12 protein-coding genes are annotated in these 11,153 nt (G+C 71.4%); 7 read left to right on the forward strand and 5 right to left on the reverse strand.

Annotation, left to right across the window (positions count from 1 at the left end; translation table 11 throughout):
- Nucleotides 1–86: 86 nt before the first annotated feature.
- Genes QL985_RS06590 through QL985_RS06600 form a run of 3 tightly spaced genes read left to right on the forward strand, consistent with a single transcriptional unit; the run spans nt 87 to nt 2,787 of the window.
- Nucleotides 87–1,004, forward strand: coding sequence for a metal ABC transporter substrate-binding protein (locus QL985_RS06590; RefSeq protein WP_259905170.1), 918 nt, complete (start codon nt 87–89; stop codon nt 1,002–1,004).
- Nucleotides 1,001–1,921 (forward strand): metal ABC transporter ATP-binding protein, encoded by a 921-nt coding sequence (locus QL985_RS06595; protein ID WP_259905171.1) that lies wholly within the window; start codon nt 1,001–1,003, stop codon nt 1,919–1,921. Before QL985_RS06590 ends, QL985_RS06595 begins: the two co-directional genes overlap by 4 nt.
- Nucleotides 1,918–2,787, forward strand: coding sequence for a metal ABC transporter permease (locus tag QL985_RS06600; protein WP_259905172.1), 870 nt, complete (start codon nt 1,918–1,920; stop codon nt 2,785–2,787). The genes QL985_RS06595 and QL985_RS06600 overlap by 4 nt, the downstream gene beginning before the upstream one ends.
- 114 nt (nt 2,788–2,901) lie before the next feature.
- Here the strand turns inward: QL985_RS06600 and QL985_RS06605 are convergent, their stop codons facing one another.
- Nucleotides 2,902–3,588: a metal-dependent transcriptional regulator gene (locus QL985_RS06605; protein ID WP_259905174.1), complete on the reverse strand. Its 687-nt coding sequence runs from the start codon at nt 3,586–3,588 to the stop codon at nt 2,902–2,904.
- 35 nt (nt 3,589–3,623) lie between these two features.
- Nucleotides 3,624–4,127: a MarR family transcriptional regulator gene (locus QL985_RS06610; RefSeq protein WP_259905176.1), complete on the reverse strand. Its 504-nt coding sequence runs from the start codon at nt 4,125–4,127 to the stop codon at nt 3,624–3,626.
- A gap of 139 nt (nt 4,128–4,266) precedes the next feature.
- On the opposite strand from QL985_RS06610, the gene QL985_RS06615 reads away from it, so the two are divergent.
- The 4 genes from QL985_RS06615 (at nt 4,267) to QL985_RS06630 (ending at nt 8,452) form a co-directional block, all read left to right on the forward strand.
- Entirely contained in the window at nt 4,267–4,632 is a 366-nt protein-coding gene (locus tag QL985_RS06615) for a hypothetical protein (protein WP_259905178.1), read from the forward strand.
- 721 nt (nt 4,633–5,353) lie between these two features.
- Nucleotides 5,354–5,671, forward strand: coding sequence for a metal-sensitive transcriptional regulator (locus QL985_RS06620; protein ID WP_259905180.1), 318 nt, complete (start codon nt 5,354–5,356; stop codon nt 5,669–5,671).
- Between the two features lie 59 nt (nt 5,672–5,730).
- Nucleotides 5,731–5,940: a heavy-metal-associated domain-containing protein gene (locus QL985_RS06625; protein WP_259905182.1), complete on the forward strand. Its 210-nt coding sequence runs from the start codon at nt 5,731–5,733 to the stop codon at nt 5,938–5,940.
- Complete coding sequence (locus tag QL985_RS06630; protein ID WP_259905184.1) at nt 5,933–8,452, forward strand: heavy metal translocating P-type ATPase; 2,520 nt, start codon at nt 5,933–5,935, stop codon at nt 8,450–8,452. The genes QL985_RS06625 and QL985_RS06630 overlap by 8 nt, the downstream gene beginning before the upstream one ends.
- Nucleotides 8,453–8,673: 221 nt before the next feature.
- On the opposite strand, the gene QL985_RS06635 is transcribed toward QL985_RS06630, so the two are convergent.
- The 3 genes from QL985_RS06635 to QL985_RS06645 all read right to left on the reverse strand — a co-directional run.
- On the reverse strand, nt 8,674–9,099 hold the full coding sequence (locus QL985_RS06635) for a hypothetical protein (protein WP_259905541.1): 426 nt from the start codon (nt 9,097–9,099) through the stop codon (nt 8,674–8,676).
- 80 nt (nt 9,100–9,179) lie between these two features.
- On the reverse strand, nt 9,180–9,818 hold the full coding sequence (locus QL985_RS06640; protein ID WP_259905543.1) for a hypothetical protein: 639 nt from the start codon (nt 9,816–9,818) through the stop codon (nt 9,180–9,182).
- A gap of 39 nt (nt 9,819–9,857) precedes the next feature.
- Nucleotides 9,858–11,153, reverse strand: a 1,296-nt coding sequence (locus QL985_RS06645) for a PLP-dependent aminotransferase family protein (protein ID WP_290147678.1), incomplete at its 5' end; no start/stop codon positions are given.

Genomic DNA, 11,153 nt, shown 5'->3' on the forward strand with positions numbered 1-11,153 from the left:
AGCGGCGTCGTTCCTTGCCCGGACCCTCGGCCCGGTCTAAAGTTCGGTACACCGAACTTTAGAATTCACGGGAGCGAGGAGACGGAATGCGACGTCGTCGGGGATGGACGGTGGCGGCCGCGGCCGCCGCGGGTGTGCTGGTGCTGAGCGGCTGCGCGGGGGCGGGGCCCGGCGGCGGGAGCTCCGAGAAGCCCACCGTGCTGACCACGTTCACCGTGCTGCAGGACATGACCGCGGCAGTGGCGGGGGACCACGTGACCGTGGAGTCCATCACCAAGCCGGGCGCGGAGATCCACGACTACGAGCCCACCCCGCAGGACGTCACCACGGCGTCCCGAGCGGACCTGGTGCTGGACAACGGCCTGCACCTGGAGCAGTGGCTCGAGCAGTTCACCTCCTCCGCCAACGTGGCCCACAGGGTGGTCTCCGAGGGCGTGGAACCCCTGGACATCGCGGACACCCCCGGAACCCCCAACCCCCACGCGTGGATGAGCCCGCGCAACGGGGAGCGCTACGTGGACAACATCGTCGCCGCGCTCAGCGAGCTGGACGCCGAGCACGCCCAGCAGTTCCGGGACAACGGGGAGAAGTACAAAAAGCAGATCCGCGCGATCGGCACGGAGCTGACCCGGAAGCTGGAGGCCCTGCCGCGCAACGAGCGGGCACTGGTCACGTGCGAGGGCGCGTTCTCCTACCTGGCGCGGGACACCGGGCTCACCGAGAAGTACATCTGGCCGGTCAACGCGGAGCAGGAGGCCACCCCGCAGCAGGTCAGCTCCGCCATCGAGTTCGTGGACCGGCACAAGGTGCCCGCGGTGTTCTGCGAGTCCACCGTCTCCGACAAGCCCATGAAGCAGGTCGCGGAGGCCACCGGCGCCCGCTACGGCGGCACCCTCTACGTGGACTCCCTCTCGGAGAAGGACGGCCCCGTCCCCACCTACCTGGACCTGCTGCGCCACGACGCGGACACCATTGCCCGCGGCCTGTCCGGGGAGGAGCGGTGACGTCCGCGATCCGGGCGCGCGGCGTCGTCGTGGACTACGGCAGTGTGCGCGCCCTGGACGGCGTGGACCTGGAGATCACCCCCGGGCAGGTCACCGGGCTGGTGGGCATGAACGGCTCCGGGAAGTCCACGCTGTTCAAGGCGCTCATGGGCACCGTTCGGCTCGAGGCCGGCGAGGTGCGGCTGGACGGGATGGACCCGCGCACCGCGCGGAAGCAGGGCGTGGTGGGGTACGTGCCGCAGAGCGAGGACGTGGACTGGGCGTTCCCGCTGTCCGTGCGGGACGTGGTCATGACCGGGCGCTACGGGCACATGGGCCCCACCCGGCGGGCGCGTCCCGCGGACCGGGCCGCCGCGGCGGACGCGCTGGAGCGGGTGGAGCTCACGGAGCTCGCGGGGCGGCAGATCGGGCGGCTGTCCGGCGGGCAGCGCAAGCGCGTGTTCGTGGCGCGCGCGATCGCCCAGGGCGCGCGGATCATGCTGCTGGACGAGCCGTTCGCGGGCGTGGACAAGCGCAGCGAGGCCACCATCGTGCGGCTGCTGCACGAGCTCGCCGCCCAGGGCTGCGCGGTGGTGGTGGCCACCCACGACCTGCACGCGCTGCCGCAGCTCGCTCAGAGCGTGGTGCTGCTGCGCCGTCACGTGCTCTTCCACGGGCCGGTCGCGGAGGGGCTCGCGCCCGAGCACCTCGTGCGCGCGTTCGGCCTGGACGTGCTCTCCGGCCCGTCCTCCACGCGCTCCCCGGGGGACGACGACGCCGCTCCCGCCGACCGCGCGCCGCTCACCGCGGGCGCGGTTCACGAGGGTTCGCCACTGGGCCCTGCTGCGCCGCCGAGCGGCGTCGTGCCCCCGCGCAACGGGACCGCCCCCGCGACGGAACCCGCCGCACCCACCACGCACCGAGGAGGCCGCGCATGAGCGCCCTGGAGCTGCTCACCCAGCCGCTGGAGTACGAGTTCATGCTGCGCGCGCTGGTCACCACCGTGGCCGCGGCGTCCGTGTGCGCGGTGCTCTCGTGCTGGCTGGTGCTCGTGGGGTGGTCGCTCATGGGGGACGCCGTGTCCCACGCGGTGCTGCCCGGCGTGGTGCTCGCCTACATCCTGGGCATCCCGTTCACCGTGGGCGCGCTGGCCGCGGGCGTGCTGGCCGTGGTGCTGATCGGCGGGCTGCGCGGGACCAGCAGGGTCAAGGAGGACGCGTCCATCGGAATCGTGTTCACGTCCCTGTTCGCGCTGGGCCTGGTGCTCATCTCGGTCACCCCCAGCCAGACGAACCTGACGCACATCATCTTCGGCAACGTGCTGGGCATCTCCGCGACGGAGCAGCTGCAGATCTGCGTGCTGGCCGTGGTGGCGCTGGCGGTGATGGTGCTCAAGCGGCGGGACCTCACCCTCTACGCGTTCGACCCCCAGCACGCCCACGCCATCGGCCTCTCCCCCCGGTTCCTGGGCGGGCTGCTGCTGGGGCTGCTCGCGGTCACCTCCGTGGCCGCCCTGCAGGTGGTGGGGGTGGTGCTCGTGGTGGCCATGCTCATCATCCCGGGCGCCACTGCGCACCTGCTCACCGACCGGTTCGGGGTCATGCTGGTGATCGCGCCGTGCGTCTCGGCGGCGTCGGCGGTGCTGGGCATCTACCTCAGCTACTGGCTCAACGCCTCCCCCGGCGGGCTGGTGGTGCTCGTCCACGCGGCGGCCTTCGCGCTCGCGTACCTGCTCAGCCCCGCGCACGGGGTGCTGGGCAGCAGACTGGCGGCACGACGTCGCCGGCGGGCGGTGGCGGGGTAGGTCGCCTCCGCGCCGTGACCAACAGGGTCTTCGAGAGCGATCCTGCCGAGGGCCGTGGCTGGCCTGAGGTGCACATCCCCCGACCGTTCGTGGGCACAACTGGCTCCGGTCCTGTCAGGAACTGACCTCGCCCAGCGAGACCCAGACCGCGTCGGTAGCGGTCTGTCCGAGGGGGACGCTGCGAGCGCCGTCGTCCAGCACGGCCTGGACCGATCCCGAGTAGGGGCCGCCGGAGCGGACGTCCAGGGGGACCCCCACGCCGATGCCGTTCTCCGCGAAGAAGCGCAGCAGCCCCGAGTCCCGGTCCGAGATCCGCTCCACGCGCACGCGGGAACCGTCCGGGACGGTGGTCAGGGAGACGGCGTCGGGAGGGGTGATGGTGCCGTCCTTGGCGGGGATCGGATCACCGTGCGGGTCCCGGGAGGGGTGTCCCAGGAGGTCGTCCAGGCGGTCGATCATGAAGTCGGAGGCGGCGTGCTCCAGGTGCTCCGCCTCGTCGTGGACCTGGTCCCAGCGGTAGCCGAGCATCTCCACCAGGAAGGTCTCGATCAACCGGTGGCGGCGCACCATCTCCACGGCGAGCGCCCGGCCCTGCTCGGTGAGCTCGATGGCACCGTACGGGGTGTGGGCCACGAGGCCGTGCTCCGTGAGCTTCTTGAGCGCATCCGAGACGGTGGAAGCACGCAGCCCCACCTTCTGCGCCACGGCGGACGTGGTGACCGGGTCCGCGGACCACTCCCCCAGGTTCCAGATGGCCCTCAGGTAGTTCTGGTGGCTCACCGAGAGCTTCGCAACCGACATGATGGGGAGACTAACAAAACCCCGTGTCCGCCGAGTCAGGGCGCCGCCGGCGGCTGCGTGACGCCCTCGATCATCCTCCGCAGGAAGTTCGCCACCACGTCCCGCTCCGCAGCGGACATCTCGTTGACCACGGCCATCATCCGGCCATGCATGTCCCGAAGGGTGGTGCGGACCTCTTCCTTGCCGTGCTCGGTGGGGACCACCGCCACGGACCGGCGGTCGTCCGGGTGGGGGATGCGTTCCGCGTAGCCGTCGCGGACCAGCCGGTCCACCAGCGCGCTCGTGGACGCATTCGTGATGCCGAGCATCGCCGCCACATCCTTCTGGCGCAGCGCGGCCCCCGCCTTCTCCGCCGAGATCAGGTGCCGCAGCGCCAGGATGTCCTTCTCCCCCATGTCCATGTCCGCGCGCACGCGCGAGCGCATGGTCGTCTCCGCGTCGCGGTAGCGGCGCAGGAGGTTCAGCACGTCGACGCCGCTCGCGGACTCCGCGGAGTCGTCGTACCAGAAGTGCCGGGGGACAGCGGGTTCCGACGTCATACAGCGTCGTCCTCGGCGCGCCTCGTCCCCATTTCGCATGTCGTCTGCATAGGTCCAGTAGATTAGCTAACAGTTAGATTGATCATCAACCTGTCGCCGCTCCCCCAAAGCCGTGCTCAGGAGGAGCGGAGGGCTCGCAATGCTGCTCGCGCAGGACCCGACACCGGACGCCGCAGATGTCCTCCCGGTCGTTTCCGCGCCCGCGAGAGACCGCACGGAGCACGTGTCGCTCGCCGCCGTGGCTCGCGCCGCCACGATGGGTGTGCAGGTCTACCCGTCCGTGGCCTCCGCAGAGTTCGCCATCGCCGGTGACCCCCGGGCACCGCACCTCACGCTCACCCTGGCGTTCACTCCCAGCCCCGAGAACCAGCGCATCAAGGACGAGATCAGGCACGAACTCCTCCCGGGCCTGGAGGCCATCATCGGCGCCCCGTTCGCGCAGGTCACCCTGGACTACACCACCGCCGAGCAGCCCCTGGCCCAGGCACCAGTCGTCGCGGCCTGAGCAGCCCGCACGACGACGCCGCACCCGCTTCCTCTCCCGCTCATGCCTTACCCCCGGCAGCAGGACGACGAAGCCTCCACACCACCATCGTGAGACACGGGGAGCAGCCCCGCAGCTCACGGGTATAGTCGCGAGCCCTGAATGGGAACCATGGAGCGACGCGAGCGAGAGGCGGGATCGACGTGCTCGGGATCTGTCTGATCGCTCTGGGGTCGGCGCTCAATTTCTGCGCCATGCGCATGGTGGCAGCAGCCAACCCAAACTCCCGACTGCCAATGATCTTCGGGCGCGCGCCCCACCACCCTCGACGCCCCGCAGTTTTCTACCTCGTGCTGGCGGCCAGTCTTGGCCTGCTCATGTGGGGCTCAATCTGGGGATTCCAGGAGGTGGACGCCTGGGCCTCCGCCGCCGTGGTCGTGTTCATGATGCCGTCGCTCTTTCTCACCGTGCGGCACAACCGGGGCGTAGCGCAGCGCCCACCATCGGATGTGGCACCCTCCCGCCGCTGAGGAAGCGCCAGCACGCACAGTGCGGTCAAGAGCGCTCCAATTCAGCAGTGGTTTCCCTCCCGAGGCGGGCCAGCCACACAGGACCCCCTGCAAGGTCATGGCCCACGTGCCGCACGGCACCAGGCCCGCAGTCGCACGTCGGCCTGATCCACCACCCCGCACGGGTTCACACCTCTTGCAGTGATACCCCCCTAGGGTATATGTTGGTTGCCATGAGCACCCAGGACACCCCCACCCACGGCTACACCCAGGACAAGGCCGCCTACGCCCGGCGCCTCAAGCGCATCGAGGGCCAGGTGCGCGGGATCCAGCGCATGATCGACGAGGACACCTACTGCATCGACGTCCTCACGCAGATCTCCGCGATCCAGTCCGCGCTGAAGTCCGTGAGCCTGGGGCTCATGGAGGAGCACCTGGGCCACTGCGTCAAGCACGCGGTGGAGCACGCCCACGACACCGGGGACACCGCGGAGATGGACGAGAAGCTCGCCGAGGCCAACGCCGCGATCGCGCGCCTGGTCAAGAGCTGACGCAGCCCCCCTGAAACTTCCGGGCCCACTCCGGGCCCACCGACTCGAAGGAGAAATCCATGAACACCACCGTCAACGTCTCCGGCATGACCTGCGGCCACTGCGTCTCCTCCGTGACGGAGGAACTGTCCGAGATCCCCGGTGTGACGTCCGTGGACGTGGACCTCCACGCGGGCGGCACATCACCGGTGACCATCACGAGCGAGCGTGAACTGAGCCCGGAGGAGATCTCCGCGGCCGTGACGGAAGCGGGGTACACCGTTGAGTGAAACCACCACAACCACCGACACCCTCGACACCCAGGTCCACGGCCCCCTGCGGGAGCTGGAGCTGGAGATCTCCGGCATGACGTGCGCCTCGTGCGTGGGCCGGATCGAGCGCAAGCTGCGCAAGATCGACGGCGTGGAGCCCGCGGTCAACCTGGCCCTGGAGTCCGCCACCGTGAAGGTTCCGCAGGACGTTCCCGACGAGCAGATCGTGGAGACCGTGCACCGCGCCGGTTACGAGGCCCGCATCACGGGCGGGGCCCGGCAACCGGTGCCCGCACCACAGAACAGGACCGCGCCCGGTGGTCGCACGGACCCCGGTTCCCCCGAGCCCTCCGCCTCGCACCGAGGTGACGCTGCGGAAGGCACGGCGGGCACGACGTCGCCGTCCCAGGGTGATCCCGCCACGCACCGGAACACTGGAACGGCTGCGGACTCAGCCAGGGGCCGGCAGGATGATGGGACCCCCACTGAACGCCCGGCCCCGGCGGAGACGGCCGAGAAGAACGAGCACCGCGATCCGGCGCTCGAGACCACCCCCGCTGAGCGGCGCATGAACGACCTCAAGAAGCGCTTCTGGGTCGCGGCGGCGTTCTCCGTGCCCGTGTTCGTGATGTCCATGGTCCCGGGTGCCCAGTTCCCGCACTGGGGCTGGGTGGCGGCGGTACTGGCACTGCCCGTGGTCACGTGGGCGGCGTGGCCGTTCCACAGAGCCACCGCCGTGAACGCGCGGCACCTGTCCACCACCATGGACACCCTCGTGTCCCTGGGTGTGGCCGCCGCGTACCTGTTCTCGCTGTGGCACCTGGTGGCGGATCCGGGCATGACCGCCCACGCCCACCCGGGGGCGGCCATGGACATGTCCGAGCACCAGCTGTACTTCGAGTCCGCCGCGCTGGTGACCGCGTTCCTCCTTCTGGGGCGCTGGCTCGAGGCCCGCGCGAAGTCCCGTTCCGGTGAGGCCCTGAAGGCCCTGCTGGACCTGGGTGCGCAGCAGGCCACCGTGGTGGACACGGACGGCACCGAGCGCACCGTTCCGGTCGCGGACCTCGCCGTGGGAGACACCTTCGTGGTGCGCCCGGGCGAGAAGATCGCCACGGACGCCGTGGTTCTGGAGGGCGAGTCCGCCGTGGACGCCTCCATGCTGACGGGCGAGTCCATGCCCGTGGAGGTGGGCCCCGGGGACGAGCTGACCGGCGCCACCGTGAACACCACGGGCCGGCTGCTGGCCCGCGCCACCCACGTGGGCTCCGACACCGTCCTGGCCTCCATGAGCCGCACGGTCGCCCGCGCCCAGGCCACCAAGGCCCCCGTGGCGCGGCTCGCGGACCGGATCTCGTCCGTGTTCGTGCCCGTGGTCATGGGCATCGCCCTGCTGACGCTCGTGATCTGGCTGATCGTGACCGGGGATCCCAACCGCGCGTTCGTGGCGGCGGTGTCCGTGCTGGTCATCGCGTGCCCGTGCGCCCTGGGCCTGGCCACCCCCACGGCCATGCTCACCGGAACCGGGCGCGGCGCCCAGCTGGGCATCCTCATCACCTCAGCGGAGGTCCTGGAGGACACCCGTTCCGTGGACTCCGTGGTGATGGACAAGACCGGCACCGTGACCCACGGGGAGATGGCCGTGAGCGCGGTGACCCCGCTCAACGCCTGGTCCAAGGACCAGGTGCTGGACCTGGCCGCGGCCGTGGAGCGCTACTCGGAGCACCCGATCGCCCACGCCGTTGCCTCCGTCACCTCCCAGCGGTACGAGGTCTCCCGGTTCGAGTCCGCACCCGGTGGCGGCGTGCGGGGCTACGTCCCGGACGGCATGAACGCCCGCTTCGTGGTGGTGGGCCGAGAGTCCTGGCTGCAGGAGAACGGTGTCCATCTGAACTCCGAGGAGTCCGATGCCCTGGAGCTTGCCCGCGCGGGCGGTTCCACCACCATCCTGGTGGCGGTGGACGGACGTCTGGCCGGGTTCATCGACCTGCGGGACACCGTGAAGGACGAGGCCCCGGCGGCAATCGCCGAGCTCAAGGAGCTGGGGCTGCGCCCCATCCTGCTGACCGGCGACAACGTCGCTGTCGCGCGTTCCGTGGCCGAGCAGGTGGGCATCGACCCCGCGGACGTGATCGCGGACGTCACCCCGGATGGCAAGGTCCAGGCCATCGAGAAGCTGCGCTCCGAGGGCCACGTGGTGGCCATGGTGGGCGACGGCGTCAACGACGCCCCGGCCCTGACCACCGCCGACCTCGGGATCGCCATGGGATCCGGCACGGACGCCGCCATGCAGGCCGCGGACATCACCGTGGTGCGCAGCGAACTCACCGCCGTGCCCCTGGCCATCCGGCTGTCCCGCAAGACGCTGTCCACCATCAAGTCCAACCTGTTCTGGGCGTTCGCGTACAACACCGTGGCCATTCCGGTGGCCGCCCTGGGGCTGCTCAATCCCATGGTCGCCGGTGCCGCCATGGCGTTCAGCTCGGTGTTCGTGGTGCTGAACTCGCTGCGGCTGCGGGGCTTCGCACGCTGAGGATGCCGGCGGCGTCGGGTCCCGGCCCGACGCCGCCGTGCCCCAACCCGCGGACGGTCCCACCCGGGTGGGTGCAGACACTGCGCAGCCCCACGGAGCCGGTGCTCCGTGGGGCTGCGCCATGCGTGGCTCCCGCGGACCCCGGCACGAACTGCTACAACGGCTCCGCCCCGGGGACCAGAAGTCACCGGGGCGGAGCCGTCAAGAGATCAGTGAGCGGATCAGCGGGCGCTCGAGCCCGGCTCTTCACCCTGGGTGTCCGGGTGGACGCGCTGGCCGAACTCCGGCTCACCGGTGGTGCGGGACCCGGTGCCGCCCTGCTCGGCGCTGCGGGCCCGCTCGGCCTCGCGGCGTGCCTTGTTCTCCGCGAAGATCTTGGCGGAGGAGCGGTTCACGCCGGTGCCCTGGCCGAGCTCCTCGGCGTTGGGCTTCTCCAGCAGCATGAGGGTGGCGCACACCACCACGGACGCAATGAACGTGATGCCCGCGGCGATCAGCCCCAGGCCCACGCGCGCGGCGTTGTCCGAACCACCGGCGGCCACCACGGACACGATCACGAAGGCCACGACCGCCAGCACCGCGGAGATGACCAGGGGCCCCTTGATGTCGGTCTTGCGCCGGCCGTTGTGCTCAGTGCGCTGGGCCACGTGATTCCTCCTGGCAGTGCCTCGGGTGTGTCGTCGGGGGCGGGTTCCCGCCCGTCGGTTCAAAGGGTCAGTCTACGCCGTCAGGCCTCTCGGGCCGGTCCGGCGGCGGGGTCGTCAGCCACCCGCGCGTCGTGGCGCAGGCTGAGCGCGGCGATCAGCTGGGTGACGCCGATCAGGATGGCGGCACCACCCACCACGCCCAGCTCGGCCTTGGCCCCGAGGGTCTCCACGAGCACCATGCCCATGGCGGCGAACACGGTGATCGCCCCGCACAGAGTCCAGTCCCGCCCCAGCGGGAACTGCCCGCGGAAGCGCATGCCGAGCACGAGTTCCGTGATGCCGCACAGCGCGAGGATCACCGAGGACAGCAGCACGAACAGCCAGTTGCTCTGGGCCACCACCGCGGTGAGCACACCACCCAGGACGTACAGCACGCCGTAGGACTGCGGGATGGACCGGCTGGCCCCGAGGTCCACGTCCTCGCGACGGTTGAGCCGCACCTGCAGGAAGATCGCGGACGCGCCGGTGCCCACCAGGAACAGCGCCATGACCCAGCGCCCGGCCTCGAGCGACGGCTCCTGCCAGAACACGGTGACCGCCGCGAACACGAGCGCCACCACCGCGCGCACCAGCGTGGGCGCCCAGAGGTCGTGGCGCACGTCGGTTCCCCGGTATGCGCGGTTCTCGCCGCCGCGCGGTGCGGAAATCTGTGGGGGCACGCCGGAACTCCTGAATCTGCCGTGGGTGTTTCCGCCAGTCTACCGAGCGTCCCTGGGGGGAGCCCCCGCGCCCGGAGCCCCCACGACCGGGGCGCCGCCCAGCACCTCCCGCAGCACCGCCGCACCTCGCGCGAGATCCTCCTCCCGCGCGGTCAGTCCCAGCACCAGTCCACCCCCGGACGACGACGCCGCTCGGCCCGGTTCTGCGCGCGTGGCACCTGCTCCGTCGGCGCGCGCTGCGGCCGGGCCCGTTCCCGCCCGGGCCTCATCGCGCCTGCGGGCCGGATGGCGAGTGCCCCCGGCCCAGTACCCCCCGAGTCCGCTCACCAGCACGCCCCGCTCACGGGCCCGGGCCACTGCGGCGTCCTCGTCCGGGACCTCGACCACCGCGTGCGCGCCACCGGCCATGGGCACCACGACCACGCCAGGGAGGTCCGCGAGCGCGTCCGAGACGAGCGAGCGGCGGCGTCGGAAGGAGCGGCGCATGCGCGCGGTGTGGCGCTGGAACTCGCCGGTGTCCATGAACCGGGCGATCGCGTCCTGCGCCACGCGGGACACCGGAGAGCCCAGGTCCTCCCGCGCGCGGAGCAGATCCGGCAGCAGCGGATCGGGGGCCACCAGGTGACCCACCCCCACGGAGCTGCCGAGCACCTTGGCGAAGCTGCCGAGCGTGACCACGGTGTCCCGCGCGGTGTCCAGGGCCCCGAGGGCGGGCAGGGGCTGGCCGGTGTGGCGCAGCTCGGAGTCGTAGTCGTCCTCGATGACCACCGCACCGTGCTCACGGGCCCAGGCCAGCAGCTCCGCGCGGCGGCTCACGGGCATGGTGCCGCCCAGCGGGTACTGGTGACCCGGGGTGAGCACCAGCACGTCCGGGGGAGCGCTCACGTCCCAGCGGCTCGCACCACCCCAGCGTCCGGTGGGCAGGGCGGCCGGGTCCAGACCGTGGTGGTCCACGGTCACGGGCAGTGCGGTGTGCCCGGTGGCCTCCACCACCCGGCGCAGCGCGGGGTAGCCGGGGTTCTCCACAGCTACCCGCAGGGTGCGACGCCGCGCGAGCCCGAGCACCCGCAGCACCAGCTGCAGCCCGTCCCTGACCCCGGCCGTGACCAGGATGTCCTCCGGGGCACGCACGATGCCGCGGCTGAGGCGCAGGTACGCCGAGAGGTGCTCCTGGAGGGACGCCCCCGCCGTCTCGCCCCGAGCGGTGGCGCCCGCGGCGTCCCGCCACGCGCCGCGCCACGCGGGGGTGTCCAGGGCGGTGACGGGGCCCGTGCCCGGGCGAAGGTCCAGGACTGGGCCCCCGCCCACGGGGGTCGCGCTCGGGAGCGGGGTCTC

Origin of the sequence: Kocuria sp. APC 4018 (genome assembly GCF_030407675.1) — a bacterium.
GTDB classification, from domain to species: domain Bacteria; phylum Actinomycetota; class Actinomycetes; order Actinomycetales; family Micrococcaceae; genus Kocuria; species Kocuria rhizophila.